The organism is Bifidobacterium sp. ESL0784 (assembly GCF_029433295.1).
In the GTDB taxonomy this organism is placed as follows: domain Bacteria; phylum Actinomycetota; class Actinomycetes; order Actinomycetales; family Bifidobacteriaceae; genus Bifidobacterium.
Map to the genome: position 1 here is coordinate 358,431 of NZ_JAQTHV010000003.1, position 20,107 is coordinate 378,537.

Genomic DNA, 20,107 nt, shown 5'->3' on the forward strand with positions numbered 1-20,107 from the left:
ACCCGCAAAACCGAGACCAGTCCTCATCAAGAAGGTAATCACGAATGATTAAATATCATCAATAAAAACAAAAACAGGTCTGACTTCCTTTGAATTTCAAAGATGTCAGACCTGCGTAATTTACGAAAATGCTTGTGGCAAGTGCGAAACTACTTGTTCTTGTTCTTCTTACGATTGGCGATGTTCGAGTAGACACGGCCGATCAGGTCGGCGATAGTCTGGATGCCGGCGAAGATGACGATGGAAAGTGCCAATACAATGGTGGTGGCGACCAACATCCAGCCAGTCGGGAACTGCAGTTCGAAGAAGTTCGAGACAATCGGGATAAACATGCCGATCAGGCCGGCCGCCGCAAACGCAGCCACGAGAATGCCACGCCACGACTTCAGGGGCTGGGCCACGCGGGCCATCACCAGAATGCCCAGCACAAAGACGATGATGGCGCAGATGTCGCGCAACTTCAGCAGGTCACCAGGCTTTGAAACGTTCCAGTTCATAAAGCCCGGCAACGTCCAAGCGGTAAGCAACACCGAAAGCGCCACCGCAATGCCGCCTGGCAAGGCGAAACGCACCACGCGCCCGAGGAAGCCCGGAATATAGCGTCGATTGTTTGGCGCCAGCGCAAGAATAAACGCCGGGATGCCAATGGTCAGCGCGCCGATGTAGGTGATGTGGCGCGGCAGGTACGGGAAAGGAATGAACGTGCAGACCACGCCGAGCGAAATCAGCGCGGAGTAGACCGTCTTGACGAGGAAGAGTGACGAGACGCGTTCCATATTGGCCATGACCTGACGGCCGCGTGCCACGACGCTTGGCAAATGCGAGAACTTGGAATCGACCAGCACGACCTGCGCCACGGCTTTGGTGGCGGGTGCGGCGTTGCCCATGGCGATACCCAGATCGGCCTCTTTCAATGCCAGAGCGTCGTTGACGCCGTCGCCGGTCATCGCCACGACATGGTTGCTTTCGTGCAGTGCGTCGACGATGGCCTTCTTCTGCTCGGGCAAGACACGGCCGAGCACATCGACGTTTTCCATAACGGCGGAAAGCTTCTTGACATCGCTGGGCAGCTCGCGGGCGTCCATGGCCACGGGTTCGCGGTCGCCGGTCAGACGAACCGTTCTTGCGATGGCACCGACGGTTGCCGGGCTGTCGCCGGAGATGATGCGACAGCGCACGCCCTGCTCACGGAACCATTCCAGCGTCTCCCCGGCATCGTCGCGGATGTGTTCCTGGCACAGCACCAGCGCAACCGGCACGGAAGCGGCAATCAGACGTGGGTTGTTGGAGAAGTTGGTTGCGGCCTCAGGTGTCGCGCACGCACCAGCTGCACGCGCGATCAGCAGCACGCGCATGCCTTGGTTGGCGTATTTGGCCACCATGCTCTTGGCAGCCGTGCTGTCGCCTTCGAAGCCGCTGAAGAGCATTTCCGGAGCACCCATATACCAGACGTCGCCGCCACGCACAATGGCACTCCACTTGCGTGCCGATGAGAATGGCACGCGAACATCGACAGCCTGGGCCCGCACGCCCTTGGCGTTCAAAGCCTTGAGTACTGCCTCCCCTGTACCGTTAGGGTTCTCTTCGTTGGAAAGATCATAGAGTGCTTGTACCGCCGCCGATTTTTCATCATCCGTAGTGCCGACGGTCACGCTGGCGTGCACGGCGTTTTGGCCCGACGGAGCATCCACTACGATATCGGCATCCGCCGCCGGACTCATGTTATCCGCCTCGCCGAGCATTACGACCTGGTTGAAGACGATGCCGCCGTCGGTAATGGTGCCGGTCTTGTCGAGATTCAGCGCGTCGACGCGGGCCAGCGTCTCGACGCTTTCCAACTCCTGGACCAGCGTATGCTGACGCGCCAGACGCATCGCGGCAATCGCGAAGTTGAGTGAAGTCAGGAGGACCAAACCCTCAGGAATCATACCGACCACGCCGGCGACAGCCGAAACGATGGCGGAACGCCATGCGCCCGTCGAGAAGGCGACCTGCCAGCCGCCGACCGTACGAATCTGGGAAGCGACTAACAAGATGCAAAGCGGGATGACGATGACGGTCATCACCTTGAGGATGGTGTTGATGCCCTTGCTCAGGTCGGAAACGGTCTTTTTGTAGACCTTGGCTTTGGCCGTCAATTTGGCGGCATAGCCCTGCTCACCCACGGCGTCGACGCGAACCAGCGCCATGCCGGAAGTCGCATTGGAACCGGAATAGACCTCGGCACCCTCACCTTTTTTGACGGTGCGGGATTCACCGGTCAGCATCGATTCGTCGAGCTCGAGGCCCCAGGTATGCACGATGGTGGCATCGGCGGGCACCTGTTCGCCGCTCCTGAGCCAGAGCAGGTCACCGAGTACGATGTCCTCATGCTCGATTTCAACATCGCGTCCGTCACGGCGTACCAGCGATTTCGAAGCGACCAGGATGGAAAGCTTGTCAAGCGTGTGCTTGGCCCGCATTTCGGTGAAAACACCGATGCCGGAGTTGATGATGATGACCAGCCCGAAAACCGCGTCCTTCCATTGGCCGGTCAGAAGCACCAGAACCATCGCCACGAAAATGATGGCGTTGAACAGCGTGAAGACGTTCTCGCGGATGATCTGGCCCAGCGAACGCGAGCTTTCGGTGTCGATCTTGTTGACGTTGCCCTGCGCGACCTGTTCCTGGACCTCGGCGGGAGTCAAACCCACTTCGGAAATCCGGGGAAGATGAACCGTAGACGCTCCCTGCTGCCCGACGTTGGTTTTGCCGTTATTCGCAGCATTCCCACTATTGCCGTCTTGCCCGTTCGCGGATACCTCGGCCGCAGTCTGGCCGTCGTTCTTCCCGAACATTCCGGTTGCGCTCATTGATTGCCCCTCACCCGTGCCCTGTCCATCTCAAACGTGGATTTCACGGTTACTGATGCGTTTTCTGTTACTCACCCGCCGCCATTCCAAAAGCCTCAGGCGGCCTATTTCCTTGTTAAAGTATATGCTGTGTTACTCTATCGTGTTGCACGCGTTCGCGTTGGGCACTCGCCGCATATTTACGGTAACGTCACGCTGATTGTTTTGTCATGCGGATTGTCATTGACCGCGGATTGGACGGCTTGGTCAAACGGGACCGTTCCTTTGCCCTCAGGCGAAGGAACTATCTTCAATGATTCGGCATAGGAATTCGCATCCTTCGGCAGGTTCACGGGATTGACCAGTATCACGGGTATGCCGGCGTCCCGCGCCATTTGCAAGGCCTCGCTCCAATCGCCATGTTGACCAGATTGCATATCAAGACCATCGACCACGAATGCGTTGACTGGCCGGCGGGTCATGTCTTTGAACGATTGCGTTGGATCAAGCGTTGCACTTCCATCCGTCACGGGAGCATAAATAGCCTTGATGTCGGCTTTTTTGAAAGATTCCAACACAGTCCGGTCAAGTTCTTCATCCCCTGCCGCGACAACACCGATCAGCATATCGGATTTGTCGACGCTGTCGTGGTTGACGTGCCGGGAAACGGAAGCGGTATCCCCCACCGCCGCGTTCTTCGGGGCGCAGGAAGCGAGCGCCGGCATGGCCGACAACGCCACGCAGACGCTCAAAACAATGCCCAATTCCCGACGCATCAAATCCACCTATTTCAGCGGTCGTTATCTACAAACAAAGCCACGGTTTCGACGTGATGGGTCATCGGGTAGATATCGAACGCCTGAATCGATTTCAGGCCATAACCCAACTTGGTCAGCGTGGCAGTGTCACGGGCGAGGCTGGTCGGATCGCAGGCGATATAGACGATGGAATGCGTTCCTGCCTCGGCGAGCTGACGACAGACCTGGGCCTTGGCACCGGCACGCGGTGGATCGAGCACGACGACGTTGGGATTGGCCAGTTCTTCAGGCACACGGCGCAGACAGTGGGAGACGTCGCCTTGCATCAGGGTGACGTTGGCATCCTTGGCGATATGCAGATTGCGTTCGGCGTTGCGCACAGCCATGCGTCCGCCTTCCACCGACAGCATCTGCGTATGTGCGAAGGTCTTGGCCAGCGGCACGGTGAACAGGCCGGAACCCGAGAAGAGATCCCAAAGGGTGGCGGACTGCACACCGGAAAGCTCCTGGCTGACCAAACGCATTACATATTTGACCAGCGTCGGCGGGGCCATGCGGTGCACCTGCCAGAACCCGTCGGCCTCCACGCCGTACTTGTAGCGTTTGCCATCCACGTCCACGACTTCCTTGAGCCGCTTGGAGCCGGCGTGCAAGTGGCCGTCGACCGTGATGGCGAAATCGTCCCCTACGGCTTCAAGCAAGGCCTTGTTTGAAGCGCGGGAGGTATGAATATCACGGGGTTCGGGCACGGCAATGCGGATTTTGGCACCAGGCTCGAACTGCTCGTCCCAGAGTTTCTGGTCGCGGGCAACGGCCAGCAATGTGCGGGTGGCCAACGGCATCGTGTCGATACGAACGCGGGTATGCGAGGCACGGCGACGCATCGAGGCGCGGCCTTCCTCATCGGCGATCAGTTCGATGCGGGTGCGCCAATGCAAACCTTTTTCTTCGACATCACCGTCCATTCGGGCGACCGGCACATCGTCAATATCGAGATGACCCATACGCCGCATCTGATCGGTGATGACCGCTGATTTCCACTTCAATTGCCCCGGCAGTGAGACGTGGATGAGATCGGCACCGCCGACCCCCCCACCTTGTGCCAGCGGCCCGGCCAACGGCCAAAGCGGCTCAACACGGTCTTCTGAGGCCTCGACTACGTCGACCACCTCGCCGGTCCAGAAGCGATCATCGCGCTCGTGCGGCTCGTCAAGTTCGATGGTGTCCAGTTCGCCGGGCAGCGCGAAACGTACGAAAACCACCCGCCCGTCGATATGGGCGACGCAGCGCCCCTGGTCGGCGTAACGTTCGATACGTACTGTGGCTTGCATGTTGACCTCTGCTTCTAGGAATTCAATAGCTGCACGGGCAATATGAAATCCCCGTCTTATCATTCGTTTTGTATGGCATATTGCGGCCGATATTGATGAGTATCAGAACCGACATATCCCCACGACTGTAATCCCAGTCTATCGTTGACCCTCGTCTGCGGCTTTCGCAACGTCTACGATGCTCCGCGATTTCACACCCCACCAACGCCTTTGTTTCCGGGACTTGCCACGGTAGCCATATCGTTGGCGCTTGCATCTGCGTTTGCGTAATCTTCGACGGCATCGTCACTATCATCGCCATCGCCTTCCGACTTGAATTTGGGATGATGCCTCATCGGATCAGCGATCAACAGATAGGAAACCCAAATCGCCAACGCCCAGAACGGCAGCCCCATCAAAAGCCGCGTCGTACCCAGCCAAGTGACGTGATTGGTGAGGTAAAGCGGCACTTGCACCACCAAACGCAACGCGAAAACCCCGATCCACATGGCCGTGACGATGTCGTAGGCACGCATAAGCTTCTTGTCGCCTCGCCAATCGGCCAGCCAAGCCCGCAAATGCTCAGTGGGCAACGAACGGATGAATTCGACCAGAAAGCCGACCCCGGGCACGCGAATGGCCAACGTAATGGCCAATACCACCATATAGACGCTGTTGGTGATGAACCCGTACATGTAATAGTTGCGGGCCTCGTGCGTATTCCACGCCCAGACCAGGCAGATAGCGATGGAAATGAGACCTGCCAGAGCGCCGAGTACGGTCTGGCGTTGCAACAGACGAACCACGACCAAAAGTACGGCCAAAACCGCCGAAACGATAATCGTCGTCTTGAGGTTCGAAGTGATGACGAACATGACGACGAAGACGAAACTCGGCAGCATCGATTCAGCCACGCCACGTATGCCGCCAATGGCGTCGATAACGGAGAAGTCCTCGCCGTTGCCGGCCGCAGCCAGTGCGGCGAATCCCTGACGTTTCTTGGTGTCGGCCATGTTTTCCTGTTCTATTCGAAGTGGTTTAACGGATTTGACGTGAATTATTTTTGATAGTTTTTATTGTTTCAAATCACCTAAGGCTGGTACATAATTCGCCGGTCCGCCCCAAAAGGCAGACCGGCGAAACGAAAGACAAACGCATCAGCGTAGTTCTGAGAACATGGGCCCGCGTGAAATCGTGGTCTGCACCTCGGTCTGCTGGTCGGCGACGAACGGTCCCTTGATGCGCTTGGGGATCTTGTGGCCCTTGCCGCTCTTATCGGCTTCCTGTGCGGCGGCTTCCTCGGCCTTGCGGCGTTCCTCGGGAGAAACCGGAGGATGCATCGGGATGAGATCACGCGGGGCCAACGGCTCCTCGCCGCGATCGACCACGATATCGGAGAAGAACTGGTTCAAAGCCTTGGTCTCCGGGCTTTCCGGATGGGTAGCGGCGCGACCGGAGAAGATGCCGCGAAGCATCCAACGTGGGCCGTCGACGCCAACGATGCGGGTGACCAGCTTTTTGCCGCCTTTGACAACGACCGGCAACTTGATTTCCGTGCCGAAAATGCCGGGCTCCTCGCTGGCCTTAGGATTGGCGGCGAGCAGATCCTCTCTCACTCCATCCCACAGGCTCAAGGTCTTCGGGGCCGCGAGCGCTTCGATTTCGAGGCTCGAAGTCTTGTAGGAAATGGTGCAGCCGAGCACCTGGCCGCTGGCGCGGTTGGCCTTGACGCGCAGTTCGATACCTGGCATGAACGGCAGATAATAGGCACCCAGATCGAGGTACTCGTCGTAATTCGGCGCTTCTTCCTCGTCGACATCCCATGGTCCGTAAAGCTCGCCACGTTCGGGATAGGCCTCGCTCGGTTCGCCGGGAACCTTATGATTTTCGGCCTCGTCTGCGTCACAATCCGCTTGTGTATCCTCGCCCGTTACGTCTTTGCCTTCGTTGCCTTTCTCGGCGTCAGCAGCAGTATCCTCAGTTTCTACTGCCGAATCAGCGTCCTCATCCTTCGCCTCGGCCTCTTTGGCCTTGACCTCGGCTTCATCGTCATCGTGCTTCTTTTTGCCGAATCCGAACAATCCCATAGTTCCTCGTTTCAAAACCTAAATGATGGTCCAAGCCTATCACCGGGTTACGTCCCAGCACGGCTCACATTGTTAAGCGCCTGAAAAAAAATTGAAGTCTAAACCTCGTATACCACGCTCAGCGGCGCATGATCCGACCAGCGGGCGTCATACGAGGGAGCACGGTCGATGTCGAAGGATTTGGCCTTTTGTGCCAGTCCCGGTGTGGCCAGCTGGTAATCGATCCTCCAGCCGACGTTGTTGTCGAAAGCGCGCCCGCGCTGGCTCCACCAGGTATAGGGGCCTTGCACGTCGCCGGCAAGATTTCGCATCACGTCGACGAAACCATATTGTTTCGGATCGAGCCACTTGTCGACGTAGGCACGTTCCTCAGGTAGGAAGCCGGAATGCTTCTCGTTGGCCTTGGCGTTCTTGATGTCCAACGGGGTGTGGGCGATGTTCATATCACCGCACAGCAGCGCCTGCCGACCGCCTTTCTCGGCCTCATTGCGAAGCTGGCCCATGCGTTCGAGCATACGGTCGAGGAAACGGTATTTCTGGGTCATCTTGTTGGGGTCATCGGTGTTGCCCGCGTGTACGTAGACGCTGGCCACGGTGAGTTTCATGCCGCTCGGCGTGGTGACATCGGCCTCGATCCAGCGGCCTGAATCCACGTCATCGCTCAAATCCATCAATCCGTAGCGCTGTTGCTCAATCTTCAGGTCGCTCAGCAGCCCGACGCCGGCACGTCCCTTGATGCGGCAGACCTCGTCCATACGGCCGAGTTCATCGGCCCCCTCCACTTTGCCTGCCTTTTCGTACCCATCGGCCATGGCGGCGAAAATCGGGTCGATCTCCTCTTGCGGGGCGCGGACCTCCTGCATGCACCAGATGTCGGGGGTATTGGCCGCTGCCCAGTCAAGTACACCCTTGCGCTTGGCCGCGCGGATACCGTTCAAATTCGAAGTAGTCACTGTTATGCTCATGATTCCTGACGATACACGCTTGCGTGGTCGCGGCAAACCAATTATTACGTTCGTTTGCAGAATATGGAAATCCTGCCACACTTCAGTGACGGGATTGGACGAATCTTCAGATGGATTCCATCAGCAGGCTGTCAAGCTCAGTCCAGACCAAGCTGAAGATGGCCGCCAGGAATCGCATCGAGCAGATCCTTGGTGTATTGCTTCTGAGGATGTTCGAAGACCTCATCGGTGGTGGCGTGCTCGACGAGCTTGCCCTTCTGCATCACCACAACCTCGTCGGCGATCTGGCGGACAACCGCCAGATCATGGGTGATGAAGAGGTAGCTCAGCCCGCGTTCGGCCTGCAGATCGTTCAAAAGCTGCAGCACCTGATCCTGCACCAGGACGTCGAGGGCGGAAACGGCCTCATCACAGACAATGACGTCCGGATTCAGAGCCATGGCGCGGGCGACGGCGATACGCTGGCGCTGTCCGCCGGAAAGCTCGTTCGGGTAGCGCTGCATCACCGACTGCGGCATCTTCACGAGGTCGAGCAACTCGCGCACGCGTTGCTCACGGCTCTTCTTGTCGCCGATCTTGTGGATGCGCAGCGGCTCTTCGATGGAACGGTAAATCGAATACATCGGGTCAAGCGAACCGTAGGGGTTCTGGAAGACCGGCTGCACGTGTCTGCGGAAGTCAAGCAGCGACTTGCCTTCGAACTCGCTGATATCCTTGCCTTCATAAGTCACCGTGCCGCTGGTCGGCTTCAAGAGCTTCAACACCATGTTGGCCACGGTGGACTTGCCGGAACCGGATTCGCCCACGATCGCGAGCGTGGTGCCGCGCTTGACCGAGAACGACACGTCGTCGACGGCCTTGAACATTTCCTTCTTGCGCGGAAGCTTGAACTCTTTGGTCAGGTGGCTCACCGTGATGATGTGTTCGCTTTTCTCAAGCGTTTCCTCACCTTTGGCATGATGCTCCATCAGGGCATCGGCGTTCTCGCCGTGCTCCTTGGCAGAGATGATGCGTTGCGAGGCCAGCGACGGAGCCGCAGCCACCAGACGCTTGGTGTAGGGGTGCTGCGGGTGTTGCAATACATCGAGTGATGGACCGGATTCGACGACCTGCCCCTTGTACATCACGACGATATGCTGGGCGCGCTCGGCGGCGAGACCCAGATCGTGGGTGATGAAGAGCACGGCCGTGCCGAGCTCGTCGGTCAGGGTGTGCAAGTGGTCGAGGATCTTCTTCTGCACGGTGACGTCGAGGGCGCTGGTGGGCTCGTCGGCAATCAGCAGATCGGGACGGCAGGCCAAACCGATGGCAATCAACGCACGCTGCAGCATGCCGCCGGAGAACTCATGCGGATACTGGCGGGCACGCGTGGCAGCATCAGGCAGACCGGCCTCTTCCAGAAGACCTGCGATACGGTCGGTCATGGTGCTGCCGGTGACATACTGCTTGGCGATCTGCCAAGCCTTGTCATCGCTCACACCGGCCTTGATCAGGTCGTCGGCCACTCGCCAACGGGTCTCGGAGCCCGGGACCCATTCCTTGGTGAAATAGTCCATCTTGTTTTTGGCGCCATCACCGGTGACGCCCGCCTCGTTCAACGCGGCTTGCGCGGCCTTGAGCAGTTCAGGTAGTTCCTTTGAACCGATGAAGGTCTCATCGTCCTCGCTTTTGACAGCCACTCCGCCGCCCGCCAAAGCCTGGGCGAGTTTCGAACGCTTCTCGTGCGAGATATCCATGTGGTTGGCCTTCAGAGCCTCTTCCACCTGGGTGCCGATACGCCAGACAGGGTTCAGGTTGCTCATCGGGTCCTGCGGGACAAGGCCCATCTTGTCACCGAGAATCTGCTCATACTGCTTGCGCGTATAGTGCGAGATCTCCTCGCCTTCCAGCTTGATGGAGCCGCCCACGACGTGACCGGTGCCGGGAAGAAGTCCAAGGACGGCCATGGCCGAAGTGGATTTGCCGGAGCCGGACTCGCCTACGATGGCGACCCATTGACCAGGATAGACATTGAATGAGGCATCTCGTACGGCGTGCACCGCATGGTTGTTGCCCGTGGTGAAGTCAACCTTGAGGTCCTTGACCTCAAGAATCGGCCCTTGCTCGCGCTGCATTTCGAAGAGTTTGTCGCTCTTCTCGTTGTTGCTGTTCATTTCACTCATCGTGTTTTCCTCTACACTCACGCCGTACGGCTCTTGGGATCAAGCGCGTCCTTGACGGCATCGCCCATCATGATGAAGGCAAGCACCGTAATGGCCAGCGCGGCCGATGGATAGAAGAGTACCGAAGGATCGGTGCGCAGGATGGTCTGCGCGTTGGAGATGTCGCCGCCCCAACTCACGGTGGTTGTCGGCAAGCCGATGCCGAGGAAGCTCAGGGTCGCTTCCGAAACGATGTAGGAACCCAACGAAGTGGTTCCGATGACGATAATCGAAGCGAAGGAATTGGGCATGATATGTCTGAGCAGATTGCGGCCCGGGGTGGAACCCAGCGCCGTCGCAGCGGTGTTGAATTCAAGGTTCTTGGTCTCCATCACGGCACTTCGCGCGATACGCGAGGTCTGTGTCCAGCCAAACAGGGTCAGCACCAGGACGATCTTCCAGATGGAACCCGAGGTACGGAACATCTGCAATACAACGATGGCACCGAGCAGCATGGGGATGGCCATGAAGATATCCGTGAAACGGCTCAGCAGGGCATCGACCCAGCCTCCGAAGAATCCTCCGAGGGCGCCGATCACAGAACCGAAAATGACCACGAGGATCGCAGTAAGAATACCCACGGAAAGCGAGGTCCGCGTCCCGTAGACGGTTCTGGTGAACACGTCGCAACCCTGCGTGTCATAGCCGAAGGGATGCCCTGGGCTTGACTTTTCCAGCGAATGATCGAGTTGGCAGAAATTGGGGTCTCGGTGGGTGAATACCCCCGGGAACAACGCCACGAAGATGATGCAGACAATCAGAATCGCGGAAACGATGAACAAAGGATTGCGTCGCAACGTGCGCCATGCATCCGCCCACATGTTCGTGGCCGGCATCGACTCATCGACGGAATCGACATCCTGCAGTTCCACCTTGCCGGCGGGGGCGACATAGCGCTCCTGGCCCGGCAGAATGCGGGAGGAAGCCTTGGCTTGTTGAATAGTGTTGTCACTCATAAATCTTATTCACACTCCAGACTCACGCGTAACGGATACGGGGATCGAGGGCCGCGTAGAGCATATCGACAACGAGGTTGCAGACCACGAATATCAAGGTCAGCAAGGTGACGATGGAAACGACCATGTTGCTTTCACCCTTGAGAATGCTCTGATAGGTAAGGAAACCGATGCCGTGAATATTGAAGATCGTTTCCGAAATCATGGCGCCTCCCATAAGACCTCCAAGATCCTGCCCCAGATAGGTGACCACGGGAATCATGGAGTTGCGCAGCACATGACGGACGATGACCGAACGGTTGCTCATACCCTTGGCACGGGCAGTGCGCACATAATCCTCGGCGATGTTCGAAGAGACTTCGGAACGTGTAAGTCTGATGACATAGGCCATGGAAGCCGAGCCAAGCACCATGGCAGGCATCAGCAGATCGATGAATCCAGGGTCGTTGCCGGCGGTCACCGGAAGGATGCGCCATTTGACACCAATGAAATACTGGCCAAGGAAACCAGTGACGAAAGTAGGCACGGAAATCAGAAGCAGGGAGACGATAAGGATGACGGAGTCATACCACTTGCCCTTCTTCAAACCGGACACAATGCCGAAGGCAACACCGAAAAGCGCTTCAAATACAAAAGCCATCAACCCCAGCTTGATGGTTACCGGGAATGCCCGGCCAATCTCATCGATAACCGGCTGTCCGGCAAACGTGTTGCCGAAATTCAACGTCAACGCGTTCTTGAGGAACAGCAGGTACTGGATAATGAACGGCTTATCCAAATTATACTCGGCGCGGATCTGGGCGGCCACCGCCTGGTTGACGGGTTTGTCTCCAAACATCGCTTTTACCGGATCGCCCGGCAGCGCGAAGACAAGCGCATAAACCAACAATGTCGTGCCGAGAACCACAGGGATCATCTGCAGGATACGGCGCAGAAGATACTTACCCATCGGTTACTCCTTATTTTGGAATCGGCCAAATTCGAAATTTACAAATAGTCGACTCATAAACACATGTTTGCTACTTTAACTCACACACACGTCAAAGTCGACCGAAAAGATGACTCATGCATCCGTATTCGGTCGACTTTGACACTTATTCATATACGGCCGGTGCCAAAGCTAACGTCTTCGGGCAAGCCTGAACTTTGGCGCACAAAACAACAAAGCCGTGCAGTTGCAGTTATTGACTTACCTCACTTCTTGAGTTCGTTGTAAACAGGCTGGCTCTTCCAATCCATCTGGTAGCCCTTGACCTTGCTCGAGCAGACGCCGACATTGGCCTTGTTGTACAGCGGGATTCCCGGGAGGTCCTCGAGAAGGATCTCCTGGGCCTGGCTGTATAGCTTGTTGGCGGCATCGACGCTCTTAGCCGTATAGGCCTGGTCAATGAACTGGTCGAACTTGGGGTTCTTGTACTGTTCGTTGTTCGAACCGTTGCCATCGGCAGCGGCGCTGGCGAAGTTCTGGAAGAGGTAATTCTCGGCCGAAGGATAATCCGGCGCCCAACCGGCCCTGTAGGCACCGGTCATCGTGTGATCATAGATGGGCTTGAGGAACTCCTGGTTCGTGGGGATCGGCGTGGTCTGCGCGACCTTGGAGCCGATGGCGTTGTTCACGGAATTCACGATGGCGTCGAACACGGCCTTGGTGCCGCCGTCACTGTTGTAGGAGATGGTGAACGGGTTGGGATCATGCGAGATGGCTTCGGCCTGATTCCAGAGTTCCTTGGCCTTCTTCGGATTGTATTCTATGTTTTCAACACCTTTGAGATTGGCATTGAATCCGGGGGTCAGCGGAGAAGTGAAGTCACGGGCCGGCTTGCCAAGGCCTCCAAGCACCTTGTCGACGATGGCCTTACGGTCGATCGCCATGGAAATCGCGCGGCGACGCAGTGTGCCTTCCTGGGTCCCTGTCTTGAAATGCTCGACATATGAAGGGATGTCAATCATCTGAATGGTCGAACCCGGCTTGTTGAAGGGTTTAACCGAGGAATCCTTTTGGAAGGTCTTCTGCGCGGAATCCGGAATGGTGTCCATGACATCGAGATTGCCGGACTGCACATCTGCGAAAGCCGAATCCGGAGTGGTGTAGATCTTGAAGGTGATGCCGTTGTTCTGGGGCGTCTGCCCACCCTTGTAATAGGGGTTCTTCACCATTTTGATGCTATGGTTATGATCCCATTTGTCGACCTTGTAGGGGCCATTGCCGATCGGCTTCTCACCGAATGCCTTCTTGTCTTTATAGAAAGCATCAGGAAGCGGGGAAAAGGAAGGCAGACCAATACGAAGCAGGAATGTCGAATCCGGCTTGGCCATGTCCACGCTGAACGTCTGGTCATCGATGACCTTGAGCCCGCTGAGCTGCTCGTCGCCCTTTACCCTGTCCTTGTTCTGCAGGTCATCATAACCCTTGATGGTAGAGAAGAAGGAAGAGCATTTCTGCGCGTTCTTCACGTTGGCGACATAGCTCCATGCCCGTGTGAAGGTCTTGGCGGTCACTGCGGAACCATCGCTGAATTTCCAGCCCGGCTTGAGCTTGATGGTATATTGCGAGGCGTCGGCATTGGGAGTGATGGACTGGGCCACTTCATTCTTGGAATTGCCTTTGGCATCGAAGTAGATCAGCCCGGAGAACGCAAGCTGAATGGGCTTGCCGCCACCGGTCTCATTGGTATCTCCGGGAACCAACGGGTTGTTGGGTTCGGTCAGATATGCGGTGATCGTATGGTCGTTGGCCGCGGACGAATTGCCGCCGGACGACGAGCTGCCGCAGGCCCCCAAAAGCATCGCCATCGAACAGCTGATAGCGAGCAATGCCAGAGATTTCTTCTTCATTGATTTTTCTCCTTTGTTGTGGTTACTTCTGCATAACCGATGGAAACAAAAACATCATTTTGCTGACGAATCAGCCTTTAACAAGAGGAAAGCAGGGCTTCTTCACATCTTCACGAACGGTAAGACGGATACATGCGAATCACCTGTTGAAGCCGAAAACACAGCAACTTTGCGGCCCCAATCGCAGTATGCCGTTATCGTCCAGAGCAACCTGCCCCAGAGAGACAAGGGCGTTCCCGGCCCCTTGCCGCGGCATATGGATCGTGACGGTTTCGTTTTCCAAACCGGGATTCAGAGCGATGACGAGGTCACCGCTATCCTCGCCAAGGCGTCGATAGACAAACGACTTTCCATCATCCGGCGCCGCGAGAACCTCGAAGCCCGCACCTGCCGACAGTGCTGGATGGTCATCACGAAGATGAAGCAGACTCCTGGTCCAGTTAAGGAGCGAATCGTCATCGTGCAGCTGCTCGGCCACAGTGGGAGCATCGGGCGAAGAATCGACCGGCAGATAAAGCAAATCGGGGTCCGCCTGCGAGAAGCCGAGGTTCTTGTCGGAAGACCATTGCATCGGCGTACGCGTGCCGGTCCTTCGGTAGCCGCCCTCTTTGGTAGGCAAGGTTTCGAGGTAATTCATGCCGATTTCATCGCCGTAATAGATGAAAGGCGCCCCCGGCATGGTCAGTATCATTGCCAGCACCAGCTTGTACTCGCGCTGTGAAAGCATCGGCATGATCCTGTTGGTGTCGTGGTTGCAGGTGATCATGCAGAAATAGCCGTTGCCCTCGCCGGACCGGTAAAGCGGAAGATAATCGGAAAGAAACGCGCCGATGCCGGTGCTGCTTTCGGCTTTGACGTAGCTCAGATTTTGCTTTTTGCCCTCCCAAGTCAGGATGTTGCGCACCAGCTTGTGGTACCCGTTGCCTTCCTTGGTGTCGGACTGGCCTCCGTCGAGGTTGTCGAGATAGAAATCCATATCAAAGCCGGCAGCGAAGGACTGCTTGGGATTCGACCATTCGGAGACGAATGCGGCCTCGGGAAACTCAGGTCTGATGGTGGCGAACATCTGCCTCCAGGCCGCGACCGTCCAACTGTGGTCCGCATCGTCGTTCTTGACCAGCGAATCGGCCAGGTCCACGCGGAAACCATCACATCCTTTGGAAAGCCAAAAACGCATGACATCGACCATGGCGTTGCGTGTCGCCCGTGCGGCCGGGGAGTCAGGGGACATCTGCCAGGCCCTGTCACGTCTGCCGAAACCATAATTCAATGCGGGCTGCGATTTGAAGTAATTGAGGATATAGGCACCGTCTCGCGGACATTCACCGCCGACAAACGGCATCGTATAGCGTTCGAAAGCCCCGTTTGTCCATATATAGCGATCCGAGAATTCATTGCGTTCGGCCAATTGGCTTGCCTTGAACCACTCATGTTCCTCGCTGGTATGTCCGGGAACCAAATCGAGCAGCACATGCATCCCTTTGCTGTGTGCGGCTTCGAAGAGATCGACCATATCCTGATTGGTGCCGTAGCGGGGGGCTATCTTTTTGTAGTCCCGGACATCGTAACCGGCGTCCTTGAACGGGGAATCAAAGCATGGATTGATCCAGATGGCGTTGCAGCCCAAGTCATGAATATAATCGAGTTTTTCGGTGATACCAGGCAAATCCCCTATACCGTCGCAGTTGCTGTCGTAAAAACTCTGTGGGTAGATCTCATAGAATCTTGCATCCTGAAGCCACGACGGTGTCTTGGTAATCGACATACCGGGTTTTCCCTTCTCTCGCCATCGATGAAACGAAATAACATCGTATTCTCTACAAAGAATTATATCCGAGGCATTTAATCAGACACACCTATAGCGATTGTTTTAACCCATGCACCGCTGACGACTTGCCACAAGGCTTTCTCGCCCAGGCAACCCTCCCGGTGTTTCTTTACACAAACCGTTGGATTCCAACAAAAAAGGAAGCACATGACAAAAGCATGTGCTTCCTTTTATTGGCGACCGATATAATCCCCGGCGAATCAATCCCTTACGGATAAAGCGACATAAAGCCGAAGGATCACGCTAAAAGGTCGTCTCACTTACGGGTTATTTCGCCGTAGACAGGCTCGCCCTGCCAATTCATTTCGAATCCATTGACCTTGGTCGAAGCGACACCATCATTGTTCTTATAATACATAGGGATGGCGGGCAGATCGTTGAGCAGAATCTCCTGAGCCTGGGTATAGAAGCCGTTGGCCGTATCCTGATCCTTGGCCGCATAAGCCTGATCGATCAGCGCATCAAACTTCGGGTTCTTGTAACCGCCGTCATTCGAACCGTTGCCATCGGCAGCGCCGGAAGCGAAGTTCTGGAACAGGTAGTTCTCAGCCGAGGGATAATCCGGCTGCCAGCCCGAACGGAACGCGCCCTTGATGGAGTGGTTGCCCACCGCATCACGGAACTGCTGGAAGGTCGGCATCGGATTGGTGCTGGCGACCTTGGAACCGAGCGCGTTGTTGATGGAGTTGACAACAGCGTCGAAAATAGGCTTGGACCCGCCATCAGCGTTGTAAGCGAAGGTGAGGGGTTCGGTGTCCTTGGAGATGGCTTCGGCCTTCTGCCAGAGTTCCTTGGCCTTGGTCGGGTTGTACTTGAGGTTCTCGCTGCCCTTGAGGCCGGACTTGTAGCCAGGGGTCAACGGCGAGGTGAAATCATCGGCCGGCACGCCCAGACCACTGAGGATCTTGTTGACGATGGTCTTGCGGTCGATCGCCATGGAAATCGCCTGACGACGCAGGGTACCTTCCTCGGTGCCGGACTTGAAGTGGTTGAGATCGGAAGGAATGGTGAACATCTGGTTGACGGAACCAGGCTTGTTGTAAGGCTGGACGCTGGAATCGGTACGGAAGGACTTGCTGTCGGCAGCAGGGACGGTTTCCATGACGTCAAGCTTGCCGGCCTGAACGTCGGCATAGGCCGCATCATCCTTGGTGTAGATCTTGAAGGTGACACCGTCGTTCTTGACAGGCTGGACACCCTTGTAATCCTTGTTCTTCACGAGTTTAATGTCATTGCTGTGGTCCCACGCGACGACCTTGTAGGGGCCATCTCCAACCGGCTTCTCGCCGAACGCCTTGGGATCCTTGTAGAAGGAGGCGGGCAGAGGCGCGAAGGCGTAATGGCCTACCTTGATCGGGAAAGTCGAATCGGGCTGTGCCATATCGACGGTGAAGGTCTTGTCGTCGACGATCTTGAGACCGGAAAGCTGCTCGTCACCCTTGAGGCCATCAGGCTTCTGCAGGTCGGAGAAACCTTTGATAGTGGAGAAGAACGAAGAACCCTTCTGTGCGTTCTTCGCGTTGGCCGTATAGCTCCAAGCCTTCGTGAAGGACTCGGCAGTGACAGGAGTGCCATCAGTGAATTTCCAGCCCGGCTTGAGCTTGACGGTGTATTGGGTCGAATTGGCATTCGGAGTGATCGACTGAGCGACCTCGTTCTTCGGATTGCCCTTGGAATCAAAAGTAATCAGACCCGAGAAGGCAAGCTGAATGGGCTTTGCCCCTTCACTCTCATTGGTGTTGCCGGGGACCAGCGGATTCTGCGGTTCACTGCTGTAAGCAATAATGATGTTGCTGCCGCCCTTGGACGATGAGCTCGACGAAGAGCCAGAGCCGGAGCCACCGCAGGCACTAAGAAGCATGGCCACTGAGCAGGCTACCGCCGCGAGTGCCAGACCTTTCTTCTTCATAAGATTTCTCCTATCTTTGTATTTTGTGCAGAAACCCGCACTTCAAACAAAAAAGGCCGGCATAGTCGCCAACCTCATTGCTTTGCATTTCAAGTTATACGCTAGCTTATGGATTATGCAAGCCCGTTTTCAAAAAATGAACAGCAAAAATTCATGGAGACCATTGAATGTCTATATAAAAAAAGCAAATCCTATCGTTACGCTCGCGGAAAAGCCTGGCGATACCGCGACTTCAATTGCTCGATGGAAACATGTGTATAACGTTGCGTGGTTTTCAGGGAGGAATGACCAAGCATCTCCTGCACTTCTCTTAAGTCGGCACCGCCGTCGAGCAGGTGGGTCGCCGCGCTGTGGCGCAAAGCGTGTGGGCCGATGTCGGGCACCCCAGCTTTTTCGGCCTGCTCGTGGACCACCTCACGCACCACACGCTGATCGATGCGCGCCCCGCGAGCCCCGAGAAACAACGCAGCTTTCGAATCGTTGGATTTATCGGCTTCTCCTCTACCCTTAATAACACTTGCGCCATCAGCGGCGCTTGCAGTTTTAGCCAGTTTTACTTTTTTAGAAACAATTTTTCCCGATTTGGATTGGTCTCCAGCTTTAAATAAGACCGGCCGCCCCGAATCTGAAAGCCATGCTTCAAGCGCACGGCAAGCGGGCGCCCCGAACGGCACAACGCGTTGCTTGTCTCCTTTGCCGGTGACACGAACGGTCCTAGTATCGAAAGCGACATCGCTGATATCGAGTCCGGTGAGCTCAGCGACGCGAATGCCGGTGGCGTAGAGCAGCTCCACCATCGCGGCATCGCGCAGGGCGAGCGCCTCGTCTTTGGGCTTCGGAGAAACTTGGGCGTCGACACTATCCATCAGCTTCTCGGCCTGGGATTCGTTCAAGACAGTGGGCAAGGTCTGCGGGATTTTCGGCGTCATCAGTGTTGCGGCGGGATTGGTGGCGATGACATCGTGCTCGTCGGCCCAAGCGAAAAAGTTGCGCACGGCCACGGTTTTGCGTGCCATGGAACTGCGGGCGTGAGTGCCTGATTCGTGGGCCATCCAGCCTCGCAGGTCCTCGAGTCTGACCGTGTCTAGGGTGGTTACGCCACTATCGGTAAGAAAACCCAGACATTCCAGCAAATCACTGCGGTAAGCCTTCACCGTGTTATCGGAAAGCCCGCGGTTGGCTTTGAGAAAGGTAAGAAACTGGTTTATCTGACGCCGATATTCCATAAACTTTGTTTCCTCAATATTGTATTTCACATTACGATATCGCGAGCAACTAAGACTCATCAAACCCAAATCGCACTAATCTATGATATTCTTCTGCTTCTGGGTCCCGGCCCGTATCACTAAATCCATTCCTCTTGAAAAGTGTCATGCTATTTTTATTGTCAGGATCTATTCGCACACCAATAACTGCGTCTCTTCCAGTTTCTTTTTGATTGTTTTCCATGACAGAAAGAGCATGCTTCAACGTCGAATCTCCGAAATGGCAACCTTTTGCATCCAGAGATCTGGCAATATAACCAATCATATAGGTTCCCATCGAGTCTCTTTTTGTTCCACCGACAACGCCGAACCAAACAAAAGACCAGATACGTTCCTGCTTCTCGCGAGATACACAAATATCGACCCACTGACTCTTGCGGTCCCACGCTCTCATATCCCGTATCGTGGATTGAACCTCATACTCATATTCTGCGTAATATTGATTATGTTTTCGCACAGCATTTAAAGCAAAGCCGCCCAAAGGGGCGGCACATGCAAATTGCTGCAGTCTTCCTCTATAATCAGGAGACGCTTCAGTCCAGCGGCAGTCGCTTTCGCTTGTCATATTTCTCCCGTGCCGCTTCAATAAAATCTTTATTAAAAGAACGTTCCAAAGACTGCCAATACTCATCTTGCTTAAGATTTCGGCCAGTCGGCGCCTTGGCGCGCTCAAGTATCTTATCTCGTGCCATATTGTCCCACTTTCCTTTGGTTTTACAAAGTCTGGTACGCTCAGAAAATTAGTGCCAAACAATGTTCTTACACTTTACAAGAACGGAATGACTGATTACAACAATGTTTGCGTATAGTGGATAACGAATAACTTAACGATAGTATTCGAAATCAACTTCACGAAAGCGGAAAACATGCCGTTACCAAAGTCCATTCCTACCGGGGCACGGCTTATGGTGCGCACGTTGGACGGGCACGATCCGCAGACCGGCCGTCAGCAGTTCCGCGATTTCATCGGCCATGTCCGCTCGTGGGACAGCAACACGCTTTGCATCACACGTGACCCTGCCGCCAACGGGTCACGCCCGGCTCAGGATGTTGATATCCCACGCGAACGCATTGTTGCGCTGAAGCCGATCCCCGAGCGCAAACAGCCGCATCAGCGCAGCCCCGAATCAACCGGCAGATGAAACGATCAAGACCTGGCGCA

At 55.8% G+C, this 20,107-nt stretch carries 16 protein-coding genes; 1 reads left to right on the forward strand and 15 read right to left on the reverse strand.

Annotated elements, in window-relative coordinates; translation table 11 throughout:
* Nucleotides 1-149 precede the first annotated feature (149 nt).
* The 15 genes from PT279_RS05975 to PT279_RS06045 form a co-directional block, all read right to left on the reverse strand.
* Nucleotides 150-2,852 (reverse strand): HAD-IC family P-type ATPase, encoded by a 2,703-nt coding sequence (locus PT279_RS05975; RefSeq protein ID WP_277166482.1) that lies wholly within the window; start codon nucleotides 2,850-2,852, stop codon nucleotides 150-152.
* Between the two features lie 179 nt (nucleotides 2,853-3,031).
* Nucleotides 3,032-3,607: a hypothetical protein gene (locus PT279_RS05980; RefSeq protein ID WP_277166483.1), complete on the reverse strand. Its 576-nt coding sequence runs from the start codon at nucleotides 3,605-3,607 to the stop codon at nucleotides 3,032-3,034.
* Between the two features lie 14 nt (nucleotides 3,608-3,621).
* The gene (locus PT279_RS05985) at nucleotides 3,622-4,920 is read right to left on the reverse strand and encodes a TRAM domain-containing protein (RefSeq protein WP_277166484.1); all 1,299 of its coding nucleotides are present in this window, start codon (nucleotides 4,918-4,920) and stop codon (nucleotides 3,622-3,624) included.
* A gap of 191 nt (nucleotides 4,921-5,111) precedes the next feature.
* Nucleotides 5,112-5,912: a DUF3159 domain-containing protein gene (locus PT279_RS05990; RefSeq protein ID WP_277166485.1), complete on the reverse strand. Its 801-nt coding sequence runs from the start codon at nucleotides 5,910-5,912 to the stop codon at nucleotides 5,112-5,114.
* 144 nt (nucleotides 5,913-6,056) lie between these two features.
* The gene (locus tag PT279_RS05995; protein WP_277166486.1) at nucleotides 6,057-6,986 is read right to left on the reverse strand and encodes a DUF3710 domain-containing protein; all 930 of its coding nucleotides are present in this window, start codon (nucleotides 6,984-6,986) and stop codon (nucleotides 6,057-6,059) included.
* 98 nt (nucleotides 6,987-7,084) lie between these two features.
* Nucleotides 7,085-7,951 carry an exodeoxyribonuclease III gene (locus PT279_RS06000; protein WP_277166487.1) on the reverse strand — a complete coding sequence of 289 codons (867 nt, stop codon included), beginning with the start codon at nucleotides 7,949-7,951 and terminating at the stop codon, nucleotides 7,085-7,087.
* A gap of 137 nt (nucleotides 7,952-8,088) precedes the next feature.
* The gene (locus tag PT279_RS06005) at nucleotides 8,089-10,113 is read right to left on the reverse strand and encodes an ABC transporter ATP-binding protein (RefSeq protein ID WP_277166488.1); all 2,025 of its coding nucleotides are present in this window, start codon (nucleotides 10,111-10,113) and stop codon (nucleotides 8,089-8,091) included.
* A 17-nt stretch (nucleotides 10,114-10,130) separates the two neighbouring features.
* Entirely contained in the window at nucleotides 10,131-11,108 is a 978-nt protein-coding gene (locus PT279_RS06010) for an ABC transporter permease (protein ID WP_277166489.1), read from the reverse strand.
* Nucleotides 11,109-11,130: 22 nt separating this feature from the next.
* A complete protein-coding gene (locus PT279_RS06015) occupies nucleotides 11,131-12,057 on the reverse strand; it encodes an ABC transporter permease (protein WP_277166490.1) in 927 nt (308 codons plus the stop codon).
* A 245-nt stretch (nucleotides 12,058-12,302) separates the two neighbouring features.
* Nucleotides 12,303-13,943: an ABC transporter substrate-binding protein gene (locus PT279_RS06020; protein ID WP_277166491.1), complete on the reverse strand. Its 1,641-nt coding sequence runs from the start codon at nucleotides 13,941-13,943 to the stop codon at nucleotides 12,303-12,305.
* A 139-nt stretch (nucleotides 13,944-14,082) separates the two neighbouring features.
* The gene (locus PT279_RS06025) at nucleotides 14,083-15,708 is read right to left on the reverse strand and encodes an alpha-amylase family glycosyl hydrolase (RefSeq protein ID WP_277166492.1); all 1,626 of its coding nucleotides are present in this window, start codon (nucleotides 15,706-15,708) and stop codon (nucleotides 14,083-14,085) included.
* Nucleotides 15,709-16,027: 319 nt separating this feature from the next.
* A complete protein-coding gene (locus PT279_RS06030) occupies nucleotides 16,028-17,680 on the reverse strand; it encodes an ABC transporter substrate-binding protein (RefSeq protein WP_277166493.1) in 1,653 nt (550 codons plus the stop codon).
* A gap of 197 nt (nucleotides 17,681-17,877) precedes the next feature.
* Nucleotides 17,878-18,906 (reverse strand): tyrosine recombinase XerC, encoded by a 1,029-nt coding sequence (locus tag PT279_RS06035; protein WP_277166494.1) that lies wholly within the window; start codon nucleotides 18,904-18,906, stop codon nucleotides 17,878-17,880.
* 49 nt (nucleotides 18,907-18,955) lie between these two features.
* Nucleotides 18,956-19,510 carry a hypothetical protein gene (locus PT279_RS06040; protein ID WP_277166495.1) on the reverse strand — a complete coding sequence of 185 codons (555 nt, stop codon included), beginning with the start codon at nucleotides 19,508-19,510 and terminating at the stop codon, nucleotides 18,956-18,958.
* The gene (locus PT279_RS06045; RefSeq protein ID WP_277166496.1) at nucleotides 19,479-19,637 is read right to left on the reverse strand and encodes a hypothetical protein; all 159 of its coding nucleotides are present in this window, start codon (nucleotides 19,635-19,637) and stop codon (nucleotides 19,479-19,481) included. The genes PT279_RS06040 and PT279_RS06045 overlap by 32 nt, the downstream gene beginning before the upstream one ends.
* A gap of 174 nt (nucleotides 19,638-19,811) precedes the next feature.
* Between PT279_RS06045 and PT279_RS06050 the strand changes: the two genes are divergently transcribed.
* On the forward strand, nucleotides 19,812-20,087 hold the full coding sequence (locus tag PT279_RS06050; protein WP_277166497.1) for a DUF6725 family protein: 276 nt from the start codon (nucleotides 19,812-19,814) through the stop codon (nucleotides 20,085-20,087).
* The last annotated feature ends 20 nt before the right edge of the window (nucleotides 20,088-20,107 follow it).

Excerpts from the sequence above, each read along its gene's own strand:
- PT279_RS06025 (WP_277166492.1), bottom strand. The coding sequence starts at position 15,708 with ATGTCGATTACCAAGACACCGTCGTGGCTTCAGGATGCAAGATTCTAT.
- PT279_RS05980 (WP_277166483.1), bottom strand. The coding sequence starts at position 3,607 with ATGCGTCGGGAATTGGGCATTGTTTTGAGCGTCTGCGTGGCGTTGTCG.
- PT279_RS06050 (WP_277166497.1), top strand. The coding sequence starts at position 19,812 with ATGCCGTTACCAAAGTCCATTCCTACCGGGGCACGGCTTATGGTGCGC.
- PT279_RS05995 (WP_277166486.1), bottom strand. The coding sequence starts at position 6,986 with ATGGGATTGTTCGGATTCGGCAAAAAGAAGCACGATGACGATGAAGCC.
- PT279_RS06035 (WP_277166494.1), bottom strand. The coding sequence starts at position 18,906 with ATGGAATATCGGCGTCAGATAAACCAGTTTCTTACCTTTCTCAAAGCC.
- PT279_RS06030 (WP_277166493.1), bottom strand. The coding sequence starts at position 17,680 with ATGAAGAAGAAAGGTCTGGCACTCGCGGCGGTAGCCTGCTCAGTGGCC.
- PT279_RS06040 (WP_277166495.1), bottom strand. The coding sequence starts at position 19,510 with ATGACAAGCGAAAGCGACTGCCGCTGGACTGAAGCGTCTCCTGATTAT.
- PT279_RS05975 (WP_277166482.1), bottom strand. The coding sequence starts at position 2,852 with ATGAGCGCAACCGGAATGTTCGGGAAGAACGACGGCCAGACTGCGGCC.
- PT279_RS05985 (WP_277166484.1), bottom strand. The coding sequence starts at position 4,920 with ATGCAAGCCACAGTACGTATCGAACGTTACGCCGACCAGGGGCGCTGC.
- PT279_RS06045 (WP_277166496.1), bottom strand. The coding sequence starts at position 19,637 with ATGGCACGAGATAAGATACTTGAGCGCGCCAAGGCGCCGACTGGCCGA.
- PT279_RS06005 (WP_277166488.1), bottom strand. The coding sequence starts at position 10,113 with ATGAGTGAAATGAACAGCAACAACGAGAAGAGCGACAAACTCTTCGAA.
- PT279_RS06000 (WP_277166487.1), bottom strand. The coding sequence starts at position 7,951 with ATGAGCATAACAGTGACTACTTCGAATTTGAACGGTATCCGCGCGGCC.
- PT279_RS06020 (WP_277166491.1), bottom strand. The coding sequence starts at position 13,943 with ATGAAGAAGAAATCTCTGGCATTGCTCGCTATCAGCTGTTCGATGGCG.
- PT279_RS06010 (WP_277166489.1), bottom strand. The coding sequence starts at position 11,108 with ATGAGTGACAACACTATTCAACAAGCCAAGGCTTCCTCCCGCATTCTG.
- PT279_RS06015 (WP_277166490.1), bottom strand. The coding sequence starts at position 12,057 with ATGGGTAAGTATCTTCTGCGCCGTATCCTGCAGATGATCCCTGTGGTT.
- PT279_RS05990 (WP_277166485.1), bottom strand. The coding sequence starts at position 5,912 with ATGGCCGACACCAAGAAACGTCAGGGATTCGCCGCACTGGCTGCGGCC.